Source organism: Nocardia sp. NPDC088792 (assembly GCF_044750615.1).
Taxonomy (GTDB): Bacteria; Actinomycetota; Actinomycetes; order Mycobacteriales; family Mycobacteriaceae; genus Nocardia.
Genome location: NZ_JBIVKC010000001.1, coordinates 1,524,795 through 1,545,618 on the forward strand (window position 1 = coordinate 1,524,795; position 20,824 = coordinate 1,545,618).

At 65.3% G+C, this 20,824-nt stretch carries 17 protein-coding genes; 3 read left to right on the forward strand and 14 right to left on the reverse strand.

The genetic code is table 11. The features are described from left to right. Positions 1-22 precede the first annotated feature (22 nt). The 13 genes from ACIP5Y_RS07385 to ACIP5Y_RS07445 form a co-directional block, all read right to left on the reverse strand. Entirely contained in the window at positions 23-1,375 is a 1,353-nt protein-coding gene (locus tag ACIP5Y_RS07385) for a type IV secretory system conjugative DNA transfer family protein (RefSeq protein WP_400348399.1), read from the reverse strand. Then, positions 1,372-1,872, reverse strand: a complete 501-nt coding sequence (locus ACIP5Y_RS07390; RefSeq protein ID WP_400348400.1) for a hypothetical protein — start codon at positions 1,870-1,872, stop codon at positions 1,372-1,374. The genes ACIP5Y_RS07385 and ACIP5Y_RS07390 overlap by 4 nt, the downstream gene beginning before the upstream one ends. After that, on the reverse strand, positions 1,869-3,398 hold the full coding sequence (locus tag ACIP5Y_RS07395) for an ATP/GTP-binding protein (RefSeq protein WP_400348402.1): 1,530 nt from the start codon (positions 3,396-3,398) through the stop codon (positions 1,869-1,871). Before ACIP5Y_RS07395 ends, ACIP5Y_RS07390 begins: the two co-directional genes overlap by 4 nt. A gap of 9 nt (positions 3,399-3,407) precedes the next feature. Beyond that, positions 3,408-4,982 (reverse strand): hypothetical protein, encoded by a 1,575-nt coding sequence (locus tag ACIP5Y_RS07400; RefSeq protein ID WP_400348404.1) that lies wholly within the window; start codon positions 4,980-4,982, stop codon positions 3,408-3,410. Beyond that, a complete protein-coding gene (locus tag ACIP5Y_RS07405) occupies positions 4,979-7,123 on the reverse strand; it encodes a hypothetical protein (RefSeq protein ID WP_400348405.1) in 2,145 nt (714 codons plus the stop codon). Before ACIP5Y_RS07405 ends, ACIP5Y_RS07400 begins: the two co-directional genes overlap by 4 nt. 16 nt (positions 7,124-7,139) lie before the next feature. Continuing rightward, entirely contained in the window at positions 7,140-7,676 is a 537-nt protein-coding gene (locus ACIP5Y_RS07410) for a hypothetical protein (protein ID WP_400348406.1), read from the reverse strand. A gap of 241 nt (positions 7,677-7,917) precedes the next feature. Then, positions 7,918-8,313, reverse strand: coding sequence for a hypothetical protein (locus ACIP5Y_RS07415; protein WP_400348407.1), 396 nt, complete (start codon positions 8,311-8,313; stop codon positions 7,918-7,920). A 33-nt stretch (positions 8,314-8,346) separates the two neighbouring features. Next, on the reverse strand, positions 8,347-9,708 hold the full coding sequence (locus ACIP5Y_RS07420; protein ID WP_400348409.1) for a MinD/ParA family protein: 1,362 nt from the start codon (positions 9,706-9,708) through the stop codon (positions 8,347-8,349). Positions 9,709-9,864: 156 nt separating this feature from the next. After that, positions 9,865-11,067 carry a peptidoglycan DD-metalloendopeptidase family protein gene (locus ACIP5Y_RS07425; protein WP_400348410.1) on the reverse strand — a complete coding sequence of 401 codons (1,203 nt, stop codon included), beginning with the start codon at positions 11,065-11,067 and terminating at the stop codon, positions 9,865-9,867. Continuing rightward, entirely contained in the window at positions 11,067-13,175 is a 2,109-nt protein-coding gene (locus tag ACIP5Y_RS07430; RefSeq protein WP_400348411.1) for a cutinase family protein, read from the reverse strand. Before ACIP5Y_RS07430 ends, ACIP5Y_RS07425 begins: the two co-directional genes overlap by 1 nt. 896 nt (positions 13,176-14,071) lie before the next feature. Further along, the gene (locus tag ACIP5Y_RS07435; RefSeq protein WP_400348413.1) at positions 14,072-15,100 is read right to left on the reverse strand and encodes a GAF domain-containing protein; all 1,029 of its coding nucleotides are present in this window, start codon (positions 15,098-15,100) and stop codon (positions 14,072-14,074) included. Between the two features lie 325 nt (positions 15,101-15,425). Further along, positions 15,426-16,484 carry a GAF domain-containing protein gene (locus tag ACIP5Y_RS07440; RefSeq protein ID WP_400348415.1) on the reverse strand — a complete coding sequence of 353 codons (1,059 nt, stop codon included), beginning with the start codon at positions 16,482-16,484 and terminating at the stop codon, positions 15,426-15,428. 189 nt (positions 16,485-16,673) lie between these two features. After that, the gene (locus ACIP5Y_RS07445) at positions 16,674-17,564 is read right to left on the reverse strand and encodes an alpha/beta hydrolase family esterase (RefSeq protein ID WP_400348417.1); all 891 of its coding nucleotides are present in this window, start codon (positions 17,562-17,564) and stop codon (positions 16,674-16,676) included. A gap of 235 nt (positions 17,565-17,799) precedes the next feature. On the opposite strand from ACIP5Y_RS07445, the gene ACIP5Y_RS07450 reads away from it, so the two are divergent. The 3 genes from ACIP5Y_RS07450 to ACIP5Y_RS07460 are packed head-to-tail and all read left to right on the forward strand — an operon-like array spanning position 17,800 to position 20,077. After that, the gene (locus tag ACIP5Y_RS07450; RefSeq protein ID WP_400348419.1) at positions 17,800-18,372 is read left to right on the forward strand and encodes an NUDIX domain-containing protein; all 573 of its coding nucleotides are present in this window, start codon (positions 17,800-17,802) and stop codon (positions 18,370-18,372) included. A gap of 2 nt (positions 18,373-18,374) precedes the next feature. Further along, positions 18,375-19,730, forward strand: a complete 1,356-nt coding sequence (locus ACIP5Y_RS07455) for a GDSL-type esterase/lipase family protein (protein WP_400349182.1) — start codon at positions 18,375-18,377, stop codon at positions 19,728-19,730. Further along, positions 19,727-20,077, forward strand: coding sequence for a hypothetical protein (locus ACIP5Y_RS07460; RefSeq protein ID WP_400348421.1), 351 nt, complete (start codon positions 19,727-19,729; stop codon positions 20,075-20,077). Before ACIP5Y_RS07455 ends, ACIP5Y_RS07460 begins: the two co-directional genes overlap by 4 nt. Positions 20,078-20,207: 130 nt before the next feature. On the opposite strand, the gene ACIP5Y_RS07465 is transcribed toward ACIP5Y_RS07460, so the two are convergent. Next, positions 20,208-20,753 carry a hypothetical protein gene (locus ACIP5Y_RS07465; RefSeq protein WP_400348423.1) on the reverse strand — a complete coding sequence of 182 codons (546 nt, stop codon included), beginning with the start codon at positions 20,751-20,753 and terminating at the stop codon, positions 20,208-20,210. Between the last annotated feature and the right edge of the window lie 71 nt (positions 20,754-20,824).

Here is a 20,824-nt window from a genome sequence, read left to right on the forward strand (position 1 = left end):
ACTCTGTGCGGGGTTGGCCTGGTCAAGTTCTGGGAGGTGGTCTGCGTCCGGCGACGATGTCGTCGAACATGCCGGTGGAGGCAATCACCGTCTCGCGCCAGGGGCGGTGTTCCCAGACGCTGGGCAGGCGCAGCAGCATGGCAGGAGCGTTGCGGTAGATCAGCAAGGCGTGGTCGGTGCCGAGTTCGCGGATTTCGTCGGTGCGCAGCACGGTGTCGTCGTGCAGGGTGTAGCTGCGTGAGCCTTCGTGCAGGCTGGCTTCCCAGCGCCGGCGTTCCCCGATCAACCGGGACAGGGCGGAGAGTTCCTCGACGCCGCGCAGCCCGGGCAGGATGAGCATGGCGGGTGCGGATTGGGCGAGGACTCTGCCGCCTTCGGTGCCCCAGCGCAGTTCGTTCTGGTCCTGGTTGTGGGCGAAGGCCCACACGGTGATGCCTTTGCCGCCGGAGTCGGTCATGATCTGCGGCAGATCCGGAATCGGTGCGACATTGTTCATCTCGTCGAGCACCAGCCGCACCGGCGGATCGAGCCGTTTACCCGGTGCGAGCTGGGAGGCGCGATCAGCGACGTGATGGACTTCCGCGGCCAGCGCCGCAACGAACGGCGCCATCGACCGCGACGTCCCTTTCGAGACCAGATACAGCGTGTTCGCGCCCGACAGCACGAACTCCCCAACGTCGAAAGACTCGTGGATGGGTACATCGACTGCGGCCAGCAAGGTCGGAGAGGCCAACGGTTCGAGTAGCCGGGAGGCGGCGGCGAGGACGTCGTCGCTGGATTCGCTTGCCGAGGAAAGGATTTGGTCGAGCTCGCCGGCCCAGTCGGGCAGGGTGTCGGCGAGGATGTCGACGGGTGTGTGGTTGGTGCGAGCGGAAACCCACACCCGGACTTCACGAATCGAGAGCCCGCGCAAGGCCGCGGCGTGCAGACAGCAGCGCAGCATGGTGGCGGCTTTCTGCTCGAAGTAGGCGCCGTTGCGGGTGCCTTCCAAGGGCATGGCACGGGCGAGGGCGTCGGCGCGGCGGATGGCGGTATCGGGGTCGGTGCAGCCGGTCAGGACCGACCAGGCGATGCTGTCGGGCCAGCCGGTGAGGTGCTCGGGATCGAACACCGCCACCCGCCCGCACGCGACACGGTCGGTGAGGGTGGCAGCGACCAAATCGGCTTTGGTGGTGGTGGCCAGGACGAATCCGGGTGCGTCGATGACCCGCTGCCAGGCCACCCGCCAGGTTTTACCGGCGCCGGTGGGGCCGTGCACGATCACGCCGTCGCGATGCTGCAGCCACACGTGCCGGCGCGGCGCCTCGATCAAGGCACCTACATCCACCGCAAGCCGCGACGGACGCGCTTCCCTGTGCCAGGGCAGCGCTTTCATCGCCGCACCCTGCGTAGGAACGTGCTGTGACGGCCTGGCCGTTGATGGGCCAGCCGCGGGTATTCCTGTGCGGCTTTGCGTGTGGCGGAAGGTTCGTCGAGTCCGAGGTGGCCTAGCTCTGCGGTCCCGGCGAGCCCGTCGCGGTGGCGGTGGCGCAGGCGGGCGCCGATTTCGCTGTCGGCGATGGCGGTCATGATGCACCACAGTCCGGCGACGAGGCCGATGCACAGCCAGGTCAGCCATGCCGGGCCCGGCCTCGCGGCGCCGACCCAGGCAGCAGCCGGATCGCCTGGTCGCATCGCCAGTCGGACCAGAGTCGCCGACATCCGTGCTGGTGCAACGATTCCGAGTCCGTGGCCGCAGATCATGGCGGAGACAGCGCCGCCACCGAACACGCCCACCACAACGGTGGCGAGGAGATAGCCGGTCAGAGTCAGCCCGGCCGGAAGCAGCGGGTCGCGTCGCACCGGGTGTGGGATCCGCCGTCCCGTACTCACGACGCCTCACTCTCCGCCTGCTCATCGCCCTTCCTCAGATCCGGGGAAGCTTCAGTCGCAGTGAACCCACGACCTTTGCCCGTGATCGCGGCATCGGTGTCGGTGAGTGCTGCTTCGAACGGTGATCGGATGTGGGTGACCAGGATCGGATCCCGGGAACCGATCTTCACGAGGGCCTGCCCGCGTCCGAGCCGCATCAGCGTGTCCTCGGTGCCGGGTGGCAGCCGATACAGCCGCGCGGTTTCGACAGCGTCGTCGGCGCGTGCCTGCCCGAACAGGACGACGATCGAGGCTTCGGCCATCAGCGACCGCGCGGGCGAGTCCGAGGGTGTGTCGGCGGGGTGGTGGAACGCCGAGACTGTCGAAAGCGCGAGCCCGCGTGAGAGTTTCAGGTTCGAGCGAAATACTTCGCCGGTGGAGCCGACCGCGACGTGCCAGCCTTCTTCGACGACGAGGATGGTTTGTTCGTGGGCGGCCGAGCGGGCGGCGAGTTTGTTGGCCAGCCAGGTATTCGCTGTCGTCATCACCACCCGCAGTGCCGGTCCGTCGGTCGGCAACGCTGAGAGGTCCATATGGACCAGAGGGTGGGTCTCGAGTGCGTCACGCACCGCCGGACTTGTCGGTGCGTCGACCAGGCCGCGTAGGTCGCGGTCGGCCAACCGCAGCAGGGCCAGGCCGGGTTCGAGGCCCCATTCCAGGGCGCGTTCGCTCCAGCGGTCACCGAATTCGTGCCCGTCGTCGGGGCGTGGGTCGAGTAGTCGCATGGCGAGTTCGCGGATGATCGGGTCGCGGCCGTGGGCGCGGGCGTCGGCGTTGACCAGGCTGAGTCCGGCGCCGACGGCGGCCTTCTCCTTCTCGTCGAGTTCGCGGCCCATGGCGTCGGTGAGCACTGCCAGGACGAGTGCTTCCTGGCCCGCGGGCACGACACCGTCGAGGCCGCCGTGGTGTTGGCCGCCGGTGCTGATGGCCGGGTCGAGCAGGTTGAGCCGGGCGCCGGAGCCGCCGACTTTGAATCGGATGCTTTCCGCGCCGAGGGCTTGCGCGAGTGGGGTGTATTCGCCGTGTCCGGCTTGGGGTTTCTTGTCCAGGACGACGACCTGGCGGCCGGCGACGAGTTGGCGTAGCACGCATACGGTTTTGATCCAGGAGGATTTGCCGCGCCCGATGTCGCCGATGACGCAGACGTTGATGCCGGAGGTGTCATCGCCGTAGGCGGCGAAGGCGTCGACGATCTCGAGTTCTTGGGAGATGGTGTTGAGTCCGGCCAGTACCCCGTCTTGGCGTACGCGCCGGCGGCTGGTGGCCAGGTTCCATGCCTCGGCTTGCCGTGTGGTGGTCCACGCGCCCTCGCTGCGAGGCTCGTACCAGCCGTAGCGGTCCAGCCACCGCGCCCGCCGCGGGCTGTGGTGTCGAGGCGTCGACAGTTCTGGTTCGGTCTTGTGCGCCGGATGCCGCGCCGCAGGTGCCTGGGTTTCGGTTTCCGTGTCGGTTGACCGGCGGGTGGTGGGTCGGTGGTGTCGCTGCATGAGCACCTCCTAGCGGGTGTGCTGGGTGGCCGCGAGTCCTCGGGCCAGGGGCAGGGTGGTGAAGACGGCGACGTCGTGATCGCCGACGCACCAGTCGATTTCGGTGATCGCGGATTCGTTGGCGGCTTCGGTGACGCGCAGGCAGGCGCGGTCGAGGTCGTCGGTGTCGCGGCCGGTGACCGCGATGGAGGCGGTGTAGATGGCGCCGTGGTGCCCGGAGCCGGGCATGAGGTCTTGGCGGCGGCGTTCGGAGGCGTCGGAGAGGACTTCGGTGGAGCCGTCGTCGAGCTTGCCTTTCTCTTGTTCCTTGGCTTTGCGTGCCTGGTCGGCGGTGACATCACCCTTGGTGGCGGCGCGGGCGCGGTGGGCGGGGACGAAATCCAAACGCACGCTCAGGGTTCGGATGGTCGGCATCGGGGCGATGTCGTCATCGCCGGGGTCGGCCTCGACACCGGTGAGCAGCGGTGCCAGCCACAACGGCCCCAACGCGACGGGTTCGATCGCGCGAGGGCGGATGTGCCCGACCCGGGTGCGCCATTGCCCGTGCGGGCCGATCGCGACGCAGTCGTTGCCGCCGACGTAGCTGGGCCAACACGTCGCCCAGGTGGCGTCGCGGTGGCGGTCGATCTTGTAGCTGGGGTCGAGCAGGGCGCGGATGAGCGCACACGCCCGGCGTTCACCGAGCACGTCGACCCGCCCCATGCCTGCTGCTGCCAATAGTCGTGTTGCTCTTTCGGTTTCGTCGCGCACGACTTGGGCGATGCCGCCGCCGATCGGGGCGTTCTTGGTGCGGGCGAGGCGGGCGGTTTCGGCCATGAACGCTTCGGTTTGTGGGAACCGCAACACGACCAGGCATCGGTGTTCTTCGGCGAGCGGGGTGAGGGTGTCGATGAGGGTGCCGTAGGACTGCACTGCCGGCAGCAGCCGCGCATCACGCAGCCGGGCGACGCGGGCGTGGGCCCAGCGGGTGTGCCGTGTCATGTCGTGCGGGATGCTGCGGTGCAGCAGTTGCAGGCCGCGCACGTGGGAGCTGGTGCGCGCCATCTGCGCCAGGAACGTCCCGAACGCCATCGACATCGCCCCGTAGGCGGCATCGCCGCGCAACCCGTCGGCGATGCCGTCGACGGCGATGATCACCGAATAGTACGGGCGCTCACCGGGGTTGGCGGTCCGCAGGATGAACATGTCATCCAGGCCGGTGCCGGCCACTGGTAGTGGCGTGGTATTGCCCAATGGCGGCGGGAATTCCCAGCCCGGATCCACCGCGGGGTCGCCGTGGGCAGGGTCGGCCAGGTTGCGGTAGACGTGTTCACCGCGGCGACGCCGGCTCCAGATGCGCAGCCCGTGGGCACGACGCGACGCCCAGGAGGGCTTGTCGCGCCATTCCATGGTGGCCGCGAACACGACGATCAACCAGGCGAGCGCGGTCGCGATCGCCCACGCCTGTCCACCACCCAGCAAGTAAATCGCCAACGCCGCACCGATACTGAACGCCCACGCGGCCAACACAGGCCGCGACAGCCCGAGCCAGCTGCGCCGCGCGATCTCGCCGCCCAGAATGCTGGTCCGCATCCCGGTACTCATTCGCTGCTCCCGGATTCGGCTTCACCGGGCGCGGCTTCGGCGGCACTACGGGCCTTGTTCAACGCACCCGAGGCTGCTTGGGCCGCGATCGGTGAGGCGACCATCGCTACCTTGCCCAGACCACGCGCGGCAGAACCCAACCCACCCACCGATTTACGTGCCACAGACCGACCTTGGTGCGACTTCGATCCAGCGTTCGCACTCAACGTCCCGGAGAACTGTGCCGCGGTCGGTGATCCGGGCGAACTGCCACCACCCGCGGAATTCGTTCCCGCGGAACCACTTCCACCTGAGGGTGCAGATCGGCCACCACTGCTGCCACCGCCGCCGGAGTGCTGGCCGCCGGTCCCGGCGCGGCCGGGGCCGCGTCGACCGGACCACCACATCGCCGAACCAGCGCCACCGACCGCACCGGCCATCAGCGAGCCCGACTGCCCGAATCCGGCCGCGTCCGAGCGCGACGGTAGTAAGGGTGCGTACCGCAGTAGTGACCACGGTGCCAGACCGACGACGAGGAACGCCACCACGACCAGGCACAGTTGACCGAGGGTGCCCAGTTGCTGTTGGCCTGGATCGTCTTGGGTGAGTGCGGAATTCAGTAGTCCGGTCATGGTGGCCAGCAGCAGGAACAGCAGCGGTTTGGAGAACACGATCGCGATGAACAGCAGGACCGGGCGCAGTGCCTTGCGGCGCCAGCTCGGGTGCACCCACATGCCGAACCCGATACCTGAGGCCACCGCCAGCATCGGCAAAGCAACCTGATGCATCAACAGTCCGAAGAAAACGGCCAGCGACCCGGCGATCAACAGCAGGAACAGCAATAGCCCCACCAGTGGCCCCCCGGCCAGATCCTTCGCGGTAAGTTTCCCGGTGAACAGCTCCAGGTTGGTGATCATGTGCCCCATGTCCGGGCCTGTAGCCTTCGTGATCGCGTCGGAGGCATCGTTGGCCACGCTCACCAGCAAGGTCGCGAACATCGGCGCGAACAGCATCAACAACACCCCTGCGGGCATGTACCCGAACAGGTCCGCGCTGATGGTTTTGAGGGTTTCGCCTTTCGAGGCTGCCCTCCATAGCGCGAGCAGGGTCATGGCGCCCATGACGATCACGCCGATGCCGGTGCTCATCGCATACCAGTGCAGGAACCAGTCCGCGTTCGGGTCGAATTTGCCGACACTGGCCAGCCCGTCGAGGACCTTCGAACTCAGGGCGACCGCACTGTCTTTCGAGGAGTTGGCCCAGTCGTCGATGACGCTTTCGGGGTTGTCGACGAATCGCACCGTCGCCGAGCCGACCTTCCACAGCCATCCGAAGGCTGAGGCGACCGCGGCCCCGCCGGCGTATTGGGATCCGACCGCTGTGTCGACGACCTTCTCGATCCTGTCGGACAGGCTGGTGTTCTTATCGAGCCAGTTGGCGGTGCCGCCGAACAGCTTGCCTACCGCGCGATTCCACTCCAGACACCGGGTCTGGTCGCCGGTGGCGGGGTCGGAGCCATCGCAATCGACGAAGAAGGCGTGCGAACAATAGGAAAACCCGACACCGCAGGGATCGGTCCATGCCTGGTCGGGGACCTTCTGACCTCCGAGCTGGCTGCGGATCGCGGTCATCGATTGATCGTCGGGATGGGTGGCCCAGGAAAAGCCCCACACGGTGAACGCCGACGTTGTCCAGCGCTTCAGGTCCTCCTCACACGTCGGGGCGGGCATCTGATAGTTCGGGTCTCCGGCCGGAAACACTTTCGGTAGCAGGTCTTTCGGTGGTTCGCCGTGTTGGCTGATGAGGGTTTGCGCCTCGGATTGCCCGCCCGAAGCCTGTAGACCGGCGCCCAGCAGCTGCGCTTTCTGCTTGTCGTCGGCCGTCCAGTACAGCAGCCGGTCTTCCACAGGCATCACCGCGTTCACGTACGCGCCAACATCACCCCCTCGGTTGGCGCATGTTCCGGAGAACCAGGCCGACTTGAATTCGTCGGTGTTGGCGATGAATTGACGCAAATCGGTCGGGAACCCGTCCGGCAGCGAGCCCGCCGTGACCGGTGTGGTGGTGTCCGGATCGGCGGCAGCGATCGCCATGGAATGGGTGAGCACAGTCAATATCGCTGCAGCAGTGAAGAATGCGGCGATGATCCGTCGTTTGAGCATGACCGGTTCACCCCCTTTAGTTGATGTAGAAGCTGTAGTAGCCCGACTCGGGTGTCGCGCTCAGCGGAGACTGCGCGCTCGGTGCCACGGTCTGCTCCGGTGTCGGCCCTGTTTGGGAGGTGAGTTCCTTGGCCTTCCAGTCCCCGCTCTCCCACACCAGCGACACCGTGTGGGTGGCCCACGCGGTGATCACCGATGCCGGGTCGCCGTCGCTGATCGCCGATCGCGACACCGCGACCGTCCACACACTCACCTGCGCCGCCAGAGCCGAGAAGTCCACCACCGAGACCGCCGCGGGAACCAGGTTGACCACGTCCCGCTCAGGTGCACGATCCGCACCGATCCCGAGTGAACGGCGTAGTCCGGGACCGGGGTCACGCGCGATGATGGCGTGCTCGACCGCGCCCATCGGGATGCGTCCTTGGCCGGCTTGCGTCAAAGCTTGCACGGTGTTCACTGCCGCGGTTTCCGCGCCGGCCCGATCGTGGACGTACCCGATCGGGACACCGTCGAGGGTGGCGGTGGGCCCGTGCGCGACCCGCACCGTATTCATAGGATCATGACCGCTAGAGGATCTCGCCCCGCAGGAGCCGAAGATGACAAGCCCTGCGGCGGCGATTGCGGCCAGGACCAGGGCCACGATCAGCCACCGGCGCAACGACTTCCGAGGCGCTCGCCGGGTAGTGGCCGTTCTGCTGGAATGTTCTGGGTCGCCGAGGGTCGATTCGGGCGCGAGGTCGGCGAAGTGTTTGCCGTGGGTGTGTATCACCGGGGTCTCCTTCCTGGGGATGGGTTTATCCGCCGACGACGAACAGGACGGTGGCCACGAGCGGGGACGCGAGCGCGACCAGGCCGAGGGAGATCAGCGCGTCTTGGAGTTCCTCACTGCCCTCGGCGAGATCGTTGGTGTAGCCGCGCGCCTTCGCGCGTTTGACCTTGAACGCCCCCACGATCACGCGCACCGACGCACCGATCACCACCAGCGCCCACAGGAACGCCACGATCCGCTTCCACGAGGAATCCAGCGCCCCGTTGAACAACCCGAAATCCGGTTTGATCCCATCCAACGGGTTCGTGATATCCGCCGACGCGCACGGGGCGGCACACACCACCAGCGCCGTGGCCGTCGCGAGCGCACAGGCGTACCGGCCCGACCGGATCCCCTGTACAACAATTGGTTTCACATTCATCACGGTTCACCTCTTCGTGGTCGGAGCGGGTACTCACCAGCCCGGGTCGAAGTCATCGACCGGGGCATGGGAGCCAGAGGTTCGGGTCTTCTGAGTGCGCGAGAATTGCCCTTCGTGCAGCGCGTACGTCAGCAGTCGGTGATGGGTCGTCTCGTCGGCGCCAGCCGCCCAACGGGTGTCGGGGACGAAGCGGGTTTGCATCGGAAGGTGGCGTGCGGCAAGGGTTTCCGCGACACTGTCGGCCACCGTGGCAGCGACCTCGGTCCACGCCCGCACCGAATCCCTGCCCATCCGGCTCACCACGATGCGCTCGCCGCTGGCCAGGCCGGGGTCGAACGGCACCGCCACCACACGGCTGATCCCCGCCGCGGCCAGCGTTTCCACGATTCCGCTCTGCTGCGGGCCGGCCCCGCACACCGTGATCACCGCACGCGCTGCCAGGTCTTCGTACCCGTCCTCGGCGATGCCGTCGAGCAGCCGCAACGCCGACACGATCACATCGCGGCGTCCAATGATCGGTACCACCAGCTGGGTAGCGTGGGTTATCGCCCACCGGAATCCTTCAGCGCGGTCGTTGTTCCCGGTGTCGACGATCACCACTTCGCGGTGGCGGCGCAGGACCGCCAGGATCGCCGCGCATTCGTCGCGGCCGATACAGACGCTGCCGCCGGGGGTCTGGTCCGAGGCGAGGATCTCGTCCAGGGTGGGTTGGCGTTGCAGGAATCGTGCGAGCCCGGAGGCGTCGGCGTTGGCCGTGCACAACTCGTGGGCGTGTCCGAGCACATCCCACACGGTGTGCTCGCTCGGGCAGCACGCCGCCCGCGCAGCCAGGCTACCGCAGGCTTCATGGGCATCCCAAGCGACCACGCGTCCGCCACGGTGCCGGCCCAACAGTGCCGACAGCAGTACCGCTGCTGGGGTTTTTCCGCTGCCGCCTTTCGGATTCGCTACGACTACTACCGGAGTGCCGGGTAGCGGCTGGCGGATGCGTTCGACTGCCTGCCGATACGCCACCTCTGTACTGCGGCGGTGGGGCCGCAGCCGGAATCCGAACGCGTTGGCTCGTCCGCGCCACCCCCACCGAGCGGGGTCGGTGTGCACTCCCGCGGCGGGCTTGAGCAGCATCGCCAACCGGGCTTCGCGCACGGCCGCGACCTCGTCCGCGGACGGTTCGATCGGCCCGGCCAGATTCTGCTCGCCGACACCGTACGGGTCACTACCGTCCAAGGCACCGTCGTCGCCTGCACTGGTACCTTGCTCAGTATCTGTATCGCTACTGATTTCGGGATTGTCACTGCCGATGCGTAGCCGTTGGCGACGCAGGTCCACCGGTTGCTCGGCGGTGTAGTCGTCACGTTCGACGCTGTCAGCGTCTGTCTCGAGGTTGTTGTCCATCACGGGCCTCCTTTCCCAGTTCCTGTGCTGGCGTGGCCATTTCGTCATCGGCGATGGGATCACGCAACAGTTTGAGAGCGAGCCGCTGGCAGGCCATCGGCGTGCGTAGCGTGGTCCAGCAAATGTCACGGACCGCGGTTCGGTGGTGGTTGGTGTTCATGACGAGTTGCCGAGCGTCGCGGCGTATTTGGTGGCCAGTGCGGGGATGGCTTTGACGTAGTTCAACGTTTGGGAGTTCTGGCACACGCCACCGGCGGCGAAGGTGCCGGCGGGTCCGCAGTTGTACATGCTCAGCCACAATTCGGTCAGGTCACCGTGCAATGTGCCTTGCGCTAAACCGTTTTTCGCGCTTTGGGCCAGGTCGCAGTCGTAGCGGGCCTGGGTCATCACCGAATCCGGGATCGAGGTGACATCGGCATGCCCGGTCCCTTCGACGTCCATGCCGTAGGCTGCCCAGGTTCCGGGCATGAACTGAGCTGCTCCGAGCGCACCGTCCGGTGAGACGGCGTTCGGGTTGAAGCCCGATTCCTGTTCCTCCTGACCGGCCAGCAGGGGCCCGGTCACTTCCGGACAGGTCTGGGCGGCCCGGCGAATCCACGGATCGAACGCCGCCGGAACCGAACCTGCCCGCAAATCCGGACCGCCCCCACCCGAGGCACCTGTCCCGGGCACGCACCCACTGAGGAAGCTTGCTGCTTGTGTGACAACGAATCTCGACCGCGACGTCTTCGCGACGTCCGGTGTATCGACTGCCGTCGTGTCTGCGGCTTGTCGCACAGCAGCGCTGTCGGTGCCGTTCACGGCGGCGCCGTGTTGCGCCAGCCATGGCACGGGGTCGATTTGGTGACCGCCTTGCAACCGTCCGCCAGGTACGACTTCGAAATGCACGTGCGGGCCCGTCGCCTCGCCGGCGCTGCCTACCGCACCGATACGCTCCCCTGCCCGGACCTGCTGCCCGACAGTCACGTTCACGCCCTCAGCGAACATGTGCCCGTACACCGTCGACAGGAGCTGCCCATCGATGTGGGTATCGACGACGATCCAGTTCCCGAATCCCGAGGCCGGGCCCGCCGCGGCGACGGTGCCGTCGGTAGCCGCCAGGATCGCCGTGCCCGCCTGCGCGGCCAGATCCACGCCCAGATGCATTCCACCGTCACGCGGCCCGAACGGCGACGACACGGTATAGCTGCCCGCTGGCAGTGGCACGACCACCTGTGCCGTCGCATGCGGTTGTGTGCGTGGCGTATCGGGTAGACACCCATGCTGGACCGGTGTGCGGTCTCCCGATCCCAGCAGCAACGCCGCGCCGAGAATCGCGAGGGCACCTAAAGGCACGAGCGCCGCCGACAGCGCGGCCATCACACCACTCCGACCACGTGCTGGATACGGTTGCTGAACCAGTCGGTCAGCCACTGCACCGCGGTACGACCATCGGAATCCACGACATAGTGGTCATAGCCCTCGTGCACACCCGAGAGCAGGAACGACGCCGCGTCCGCACCCTCGGACAGCAGCTTCGACAACGCGTCGATGCCGTCGTCGTCCTTGTTGCCATCGCTCTTGGTGGACAGCGACTTCGCCAGCCCACTCAAATCGGCACTGCTGCCCGTGCCGTCGGAGGATTTGGCTTGCCCGGTCAGCGTGTCCAATGCCAGGGTGGCGAATCCGAGTGCGGTCGGGACGAAGTCGAGCATCCGAGCACCGACGGCGGCCAGATCGCCTCCGCTGCTGATGGTTTGGGCCAGCGCCCACACCTTGTCCTGCAGGTCTCCCACCTGCTGCGCCAGCTTCGCGACATCCAGGTTCGCCAGCACCCCCACGACCGCCGACACGATCTGGGCGGTGCCGGTCGTGTCCGGGATCATCGCGATCAGCCGCGAGGCGGTATGCAGGTCGACTCCGGCGGCCATTTTCACCAGCGGCTGGAACAGGTTGTTCAACTGGCCGAACAGATCATGCAGACCGTTCACCTTGCCCGCGGTGTCGATTCCCGGATTCCCGAGCAGCCCGATCATCCGTCCCAGCGTGTCGGTGAGCGTGGGCACGTTCTGCGCGAACGACAGACCATTACCCACCACATTCACCAGCTGGTTGACCACCACCGTGGGCTTGAGGATCGCGAGTACCTGCGCGGCTTGCGCGGCCGCGTCGGCAGTCGAGGACGACAGCGAATCCGTCAGCGGCGCAATCGCGTTCGCGGCGGCCTTGGCGTCCTGGGCTTGGCTGTTGCCTTCGCTGTTCTTGCCATTCTGTGAACCGATGTCAGACAGCGCATTCAACGCGCTACTGACGTCCGAGCGTCGTAGCCCGTCGAGGACGGTGCCGGCCAGCTTGTCCGCAGAGCCATCGGCGGCATCGGCGAGTCGCTTCTGCGCATCGGCAGTGTTGGACACCCACGTGCTCAGATCGGTCAGTGGCTGAATGGTTTTCGTCAGATCAGAGGCCGTTTGGGAGACAGTGGCGGGATCAGCGCCTGAGGCGGCCTGGCTGCCCAACCGGGCTACGGTCGCGGGCAGATCCGCGATCTTGTCCGCCGACAGATCGGTTGACAGCGCCTGTCCCAAGTCGTTCTGCTGACTCGTCTCATCACCTGAGCCGGACCCGGTGTTCGTCGTGTTGTCGGGTTGGGTCAGGGCGCGCCCGATGCCGGCGGTGATCGGGTCTTCGCTGGCGTTCGTGGCGCAGTATTTGTCTTTGGTGGCACAGATTTCTGCGGTCACCGCCGACAACGCGCAGAATCCGCCGGCTCGGGTGCCGGCTATCCCCTGACCATCCACCGAGGGACCTACCAGTTTGCCGCCGGCGGTGCCTTGTTTCGGGTCAGCGACCAATCCCACTGCCAGCACCCGATCCGCGGTCACGGGGTCGCTGCTGCATCCGATCGACGCTGCGACATCGCCCATCGCGTCGGCGCCTTGGCTGTATCCGGCAAGCACCAATTTCGTTGCAGGGCAACGCGCAGCGATGTCGCCGACGACCCGCTTGGCCGCGGTGACCCCGGTGGCTTCGCTGTCGCTGTAGGCCATGCCGTCGAACGCCTCGGCCGCATAGGCGGGGAACCGGTAGTTGAACTGCGCACCGAACTTCTGGGCCAATGCTGTCGCCACCGGCGCGAAAAGCCCCACGGCTTGGGATTCGTCAGCGCCCGTGTGGGTCTCCCATGTGCCGGGCAGGAACACACCGGTTACCGCCGGGCAACTGGATGTATCCGCGGCGAGTGGTGCCGCAGGCTCTGCCACCGCGGAGCCAGGAACTACCGCCGCGAAGGCCGTTACGCCAACCGCCAGCAAAACCACGCCCGCGGTGGATCGTGGCGTATTTCTGCCGACGCGACCGGGAACTCGTCTGCTCTGCCTCTCGCCGCTCATGACTGTCCGCCGAGGCGCTGCTTGCGGGACTCGACCCATTCCTCGACTACCGATGCTTCCAAAAGCAGGGGCGAATTTATCGAGTCGCTGTTCTTCCATGCGCGTGAATACAGCGGGTGTCCTTGTTGCCGCAGGTGTCTGATCCGGTCCGGGGAGTGGCCCGTCCGTTCACTTATCTGGTGAATATTCAGCACGCGGTCGCGCGGTATACGCCCACAGTGCTCGCACAGTTTCTCCGTCACTGCGCACCTCCCGGTTCTCGCCGCCGATCAGCGCATCTCGCAGCAGCGCACTTCGCGAGCACCCGTAAGTTCCCGCCTCGGCATTCGGCATGGTTGAATAGCCCGAGCCAAGCCGATCAGAAAATGCACGACACTCAGATCGGACAGGCTCAAGGCACGGAATTAATGAATGGCCACCGACATCGAATTCGATCTCATTCGCCTACACGAAGTCGATCGATGCAATATGCAACTCCAGAACAGATTGCACTCGATATTTCGAAGAGGCCCTACTCGTCGTCGAGTGACCAACGGCGCCGTATGCGTCGACGTGATCGCAGCTCTCCGTCGATCATCTCGTCATAGAGTCGCTCGAAGCGCTCGTTAAACGCCGAATCCCACACGAGGACCGGCCGAGCGCTGTCAGGTCGGCGAGAGCGCCGGCAACCGTGTTCGAGGATCTTCATCTCAGCCTCTCCCATCCGACACCGGTCCGACCGGAGCGCCTAATTCTCGCGCTCTGATCCAGGTGCCATCGGGTTCACCAGACATGCAGCGCAATCATCGCGCGATGGCGACTGATTCCATGCGATACGCCTGGTATTCATCCGGTTCCGCACAGCGGGTGCCGGGAAAATCCTCACAAGAGGACGTTGTGTCGAATGTATCCTATGTCACATCTTTTTGCAAGATTTCCGACGGCGAAGCCATTCATTGCCGACCGGATGTTATGGCATGTATGGGTAACTTATGGAAGTTCCGAATCCAGAGACGTTAGGCGGCACTGTCGCTTGCCCGCCTGCAGCGAGGACAGTTGTCCACGACCGACGCTGGTAAGGGCGCAACAACTGCAATATGAACGAGTGCCTGGGGTTGGTCGCCCTCGATTATTCGCGTCCATTCGGATTCCAGCTCGATCCATTCGTCGGCTGGATCGAATCGGACTCTACCCCGCACTGTTGCAGTCATTGCGGAGCCCGCCAGCAGTGCTTCACACGTCGCGAGAATTCGCGCTTGATCCCCGGGGTGAAGCAGTGGCCTGTGATGGCACCAGCCGGCCATGGGATCGCTGTCGTTGGCTATCCAGTCGTGGACGACCTTCGCGTTGAGGTCGACCATCGCCAGGGCGTGCCCAGGCAGGATCGGTACGTGTCGCATTGCCTTCAAATACATTTCGGGTGCCAACCGAGTCTGCGTATCGTCGACTACCTCACACACGACGGCTCGCATGCGGCGACCAGGGCCAGTGCCATCGGCGCGAGCGGCGATCTGTAGCCGGTGAGGTATACCGTCGCTGAAAGTCCTTGTTGCGCTTCCGATCCACTCGTCGATCGGGTTATCGAGACTGAGCAGGGCGAGGAAGTCGGCACGATTCTCGAATCGATCGAGGTTCGACAGCATGTCCGGGAGCAGCGATATTTCGACGGATTCGTCGCCGAGCAGGAGGTTGCGGGCAGCGACCGATGCCGCCACCACAACAGCTGCGTCCCACTCCAGCACACCGACGTCGGGAAGCGCAGGCAGGACAGCGTCGACCTCGCCGATCCAGACGCAGACAGCGCGAACATGCCCGTATGGCCCGAGGACCGGAACTCCGACGATCCTGATCTCCGCTCCGCACGACAGGGTCATCGGGTCCATGACGAATCGGCGACTCGCTACGCAACGAGCAATCAACGGCTGGAGGCGACGAACGACACCGATAGTGGGGGCAAGCGATACCCGGTTCAGCTTGCTGAATCGTCGAGGCTGGAGGCCGTCCGCGATCATCGTCCCCCCACTGCCCTGGTCGAGGGTCTCCACGACCGCCCAATGCCTGGGTACATGGGTGCCTGGGGTGTGCGGACACCTGGAGATGTGGGCGGGCATGTTCGTCGGCGACACAGAGCGCGGCGACGATTTATCGTCTGCCGGGTTGAATGAGGGGGTTGCCATCTCGATACCTCCGGTCGAATGCGCACGGATGACTGACAGATCGATCCACCAGGAATCGACCGGTGCTATTCATCCGGCGTCCGTCAGCGACAGGTACCGGGCAACTGCCAGCACAGTATAAAACCCACCTGTGAATTGCGCCACAGTAACTGCACTGTTGCTTGCGCGCTAACTCGTCAGTGCGCACCGGTGACTACAGGCCAGGATGCCCCAGGTCGTCGGGCGGGACCGGGTCCGGGTCGTCGCTGTGGCCGATCACCTGTATCTGCACGAGCGCAAGCGGTGGACCATCCTCGGTTGTTGTGGCCCGCAGGATCGCGCCGACTCCGTCGACGAGGGTCCATCCGCCTCCCCTGCGGCGCAGCCGGATCCTGTTGACCATAGCGTGCTGCGCCCGCCCTGCCAGCACGTCGGCGGCGGCAGCGAAGATTCGCTGCACGTCTTCGGGGTGGGGTGTGTCGCGCTGGTCGACTTGACCTTTCCATTGCACTTCGGTGAGCGGATCGGTGATCCACCGGATCAGCCGCATCTTGGCCAGATCCACCAAGGCAAGATAAGCCGCCGGTGCCATCAGCTGCATTGCGTCAAGAGCGGCAGCCTCGAGACTGCCCTCTGTTGCCGTGGCATTGCTCGTTGTTTCGAAGAGCACCCCTTGCCACAGTGATGCCAGCTCCGGTGTCGGTCCGGCCACCATGCATACGTGTGCGGGCTGGTTGCGATCGGCCAGCCTCAACATCGTCGAACCCTGCCACACCGCCCCCGGTGCTGGCGTCAGTAATGTCCGGATCAGCGACAAGCTGTCGGGGACGTGCACGAAACGGAACAGCTCCGGGGCAGTGAGGGACTGAATCTGGCCCGGGTGCGCCGAAGGAATCATCGCCAGCCGTGTATCGGAATCCCAGCAGAACGCCAGCGTTCGCGCCGGTACAGTGCAGCAATCCTGGCCGCCGCCCAGCCACACCCATACCGCGAACAGCGACTCGGTAGGTCCCGTGATCGGTACGATCCGACTGTGGACCTGCTGATGGTTCTTCAAGGTGATTGTGACCTCGCACGCCCGAGGCGCCGATCGTGTCTCGCCGATTGTTCTCTCAAGCCATCGCGTGGCCTCCGCCGCCGGCGCATGTCCTGTGTCGAGGCGATCCTGCACCGCCCGTTCCAGCGATGTGCGCTGACGCGGTTCACCTGCGCGGCCGATCACAGACATGTGGTCGGATTCGAGCGTTTCGACCAGAATCCACCCAGGCTTCATCTTCGCGATTGTATTCACTACAACCAGGGAGATGTCGATATAAGCGCTGATCAGAGTGTCTTTATCAATCGTGGACCGACCCTCTGATCTCACTGATGGCAGTCGCGGCGTATCAGCTCACGTCGAAGCTGCTCAGCTCCGGCGCCGATGTGCAATCATCGCCCATCAGGCTGCCGGGTGTCGATGATGTCAATCGGTTGTACCCGAACTCGCTGTTTCAGAACCGATCCCGAAGAACTCGGCGATCACATCGCTGGCGACCAGCCCGCCACCGACCGTCGTATCCGGCAGCAGCCGTCGCCAGCGAGTACCCGGAATCTCATGCTTGCCTCCGACGAGGGTGTAGCCCGTCACCGGTTCACATCCCGGTGCGCGATAGTCGGTCCGGCCGACCCAGCCGGCGACGGTGCGTATCCACTCGAATGTCCCTGCACCCTCGATGCCGTTGCGTTCCGCGAACCAGCGACCCGTTGCAGGCGCAGACAAATGCGGTCCCTTCCCGAACCAGACCCGCCGCTGCCGCGGGGAACACCGCAATCCCACGGTTCCGCCACCCCAAGGCGCCAGAGGATCAGCGGTACCGTGGAACGTCACCACTGGTACCGCGACAGAAGCGCCGCCGCTGCACACCAGATTCTCGGGTGCCGGCAATGTGCTCGATATCAACGCAGCACCCGCCAGCAGCCCCGGCGCATCGCAGACCAACCGGATCGCCATCTGGCCACCAAGCGAAAACCCCACAACGAACACCCGCTGGGGGTCCAGCGACCACGTGTCGATCAAATGTCCAGCCAGTGCCCGCAGAAAACCGACGTCATCGATCTGTTTGACACTCCGCGACCGCATGACCGCTCGTCGAGCAGAATTCCACTCGCGACCGATTCCGTTCGGGTAGGCGACCACAATTCCGCGTTCGGCGTAGCGATCAAACGAACCTCCCGAGTACCGACGCATTGCATTCGGGGTATCGCCGAACCCGTGCAGCACGAGCACCAGCGGCGCGCCGGGCACCACAACATGCGGGCGAACCAGCTCGTAACTGCGACGTCGCTGATAGTCGTACGACAACTGGGTTGTCACAACATTCGCAGGACGTGGGCGCATCCACACAGCAACAGAGTCTGACCATCATCCGGCTAACACGCCAGCATGACACGCGCCCTCCGCACACGGCGATCAGTTGACCAGGCACATATCCGAGGCCGACCGCCTCAACCACAACCGGGCCGCCCACCTCGCCCCGCCGCGACACCAATGACTAAATGACCCGATATGACCACCAGGCACTCAGAGGGCAGCGGTAGGGTTCGCCGCTATGCGGCCTGCCACTGCGGTCGTCACCGACCTCGTCTCCCGGATCACACCGTACGACGACCTCGAACGACAGCACATCGCAACAACTTTGGATTGGCTCCACAGCACCGACGACATCTTCCGGCGACACCGACCGGGGATCCCGTCCCCGCATCTGGCCGTCTACGTCGTGATGGTCGATCCCGAGGCCCGGGGCATCCACCTCGGGCACCATCGCCTCGCGCACCTTCAACTCCCCACGGGCGGTCACGTCGAGACAGACGAGCACCCCCTCGCTGCCGCGCACCGCGAGGCCAGCGAGGAACTCGCAATCACGCCGGTCTTCGACGTGGCCGGCGATGAGCCGTTGTTCCTCACCGTGAGCACGGTACGCACCAGCCCGGCCCACACCGATATCTCGTTGTGGTTCGCGATTCGTGGTGACCGCGCCCGCCAGTACCGCCTCGACCCGGTCGAGTTCGATGGTGGCCGCTGGTGGGATCTGGACCCCTACGGTCTGCCCGAGACCGACCCTCACCTGCCCCGGTTCATTCGCAAACTCGACACCATCCTGCTGCCACAGGAATGCCGGTGAGCATGCTGGTCGTGATCCGCGGGAACTCCGGCTCCGGCAAAACCACCACCGCCCGCGCGGTCCAGCAACGTTTTCCACGCGCCACGTGCCTTGTCGTGTCGCAAGATACGGTTCGCCGCCTCATGCTGCGCGAGTTCGATGGTCCGGCCGCGACGAACATCGACCTGCTCGAACACATCGCGATGTTCGGGTTGTCTCGCGGCATGGTCGTGATCGTGGAGGGCATACTCGACGCCGACCGCTACGGGCCCATGCTGCAACGACTCACCGCGTCAGCGACCCATGCCCTGCACTACTGTTTCGATCTGTCCTTCGAACAAACCCTGATCCGCCATGCCGGCCGGCCCCAGGCTGCGGACTTCTCCGGCGAACAGATGGCACAGTGGTATCGCGGGTGGCAGCCGCTACCTTTCACCGACGAGGTCCGCATCGACGCCGCATGGGAATTGGACTCGACCGTCGACCGAATCCACACCGACATCATCCGCGCCCACCACTCTGGATCGCCGACGCCGGCAGCGCCGAGGGTGGATTCCGCCACCGGGCTCGACGCCGACCGCCTCGAAGGTGCAGTCTCAAGCCGCCCCGCGATGGTGTCATCGTGTCGGCGCGCCCTACGGTTCGCCTGGTTCGGCACCAGTTTGACCGAACACTACGAAGCTCACCATCCGCGCCTGGTCGACCAAACCGACCTTCCCCCGGTCGGTTCCCTCATCACCGTGGCGCAGTGGCGCCACCGCGGATACGTCCACGCGGTCACCGTTTGGGCATCGACAAGGTTCCCGCATATCGAGTTCACGGCCCAAAACTACGGTGCAGGCGGAGCAACATCCAACGATGTGCTCGCCACGGTCCGCGCCGCGACACACGACCACCCGAGCACCGATCTCGCGGTCTTCGGCTGCGGGATCAACGATGTGTGGCGGTTCCATCAAGGCCGACATCACGAGGCCGTCGACATCGACTGTTACGAACGCAATATCGACACCGCCCTGCGGTTGCTGGGAACTCATGCCCGACAGATCCTGGTCATCGGCGAGCCCCCGATCGGCTGGGACCCCGCAATCGACGTCCCTGCCGCCAACACGATGCTGGCGGCCTACAACCATCGCGCACGCGAAGTCGCGGCGAGGAACGGAGCGGGATTCGTCGATTTGTGGACGCCGTTTCACGACACCGCTCGCTGCTGGGGCTGGGATCCGAGCGCACCCTCGCCCGTGCCGCCGAGTGCTCGTTCGCTGTGGAGCGATGGCATCCATCTCTCCGAACTCGGCGTCGAGCTGGTTCGCGACACGATCACCCGATACCTCCTCGAACACCGGACCGTCGAAGCGCTACTGGCCGAGGAGGGTACATGAACACGCAACCGTTTCCGGTCCCTGATGTGCTGCGCGACAAGCACATTGCCGTGGTCGACGTGGAAGGAAACGGCCACGACGAAATCATCGAGATCGCTGTCCTTCCGCTCGACCGGCCGATCGTAGACGCCGATGACGTCCGCTGCTGGCTCGTGTGCCCGCCGCGCCCGATCACCCCGCTGGTGACACGCAAAGTCCACGGAGTCTGCGACATCGACGTTGCCGACTGCCCACCGCGGTCAGCCATCGCGCCGTCAATCACCACCCTGCTGGCACCGCAACAAGCGGATTCGACGACCGAGCAGATGCGGCAGCAAGCCGCAATGAGCAAGACGACGAGTAACTGACGGGCGGCGGTGGAATGCCACCACCCGCCGCTGGCCTCTCCGTTCCGGCTGGACGATACGCGGCGACCCCGCTGTGAGAGCTCCGAGCGGAACTTGAAGCGGCGTAGGGTAATCCAGGACTATCGCGAGGTCAGGCCAGATTGCTGATCTCGTCGAGCGCCGCGCGCGCGGTGCCGAGAAACTCCTTCTGTTGATCCAAGTATGTCCAGCCGGCCGTTTCGGCTCCTGCGGCGGAGCGAGTCTGACGGGCGGAAGTCTGTGCGTATTCTCGTACTTCGCTCATGACCGCGGCGAGGGCATCGATCAATCGCTGTGCCGCTTGGGCGACCTCGGCGGGTCCTTCGAGCATCACCTCGTATGAGAGGTGCTCAGCATGCTTGAAGTGCTGGCGAATCTCGGCCAGGCGAGCCTGGTCTGCGGGTATCGGTTCGGTGATCGCCAACAGCTCGCGGAAGTACTGTTGGTTGGCTTGGTCGGCGGTATTCGAGGCTTCGATCAGGTCGAGGTAGGCGGCTTGGCGGTGTTCTCGCCGCCATCGCAGGTGCTCAATCTGTAGCTCCCGGAGATGGTTGTCCCGCTGGGCAAGGTCCTGTCGGGTTTGCTGTCGCTCGATCGCGGCCTGTCGACGCGTCTCCGTCCGCGCTCCGATGTATGCCGTCAAGGTCACACCCAGCACGGTGCCCAGGACTCCGACTCCGGCTACCAGAACGCTGATCATCGCATCCCCCAATCGCGTTGATGCACAAG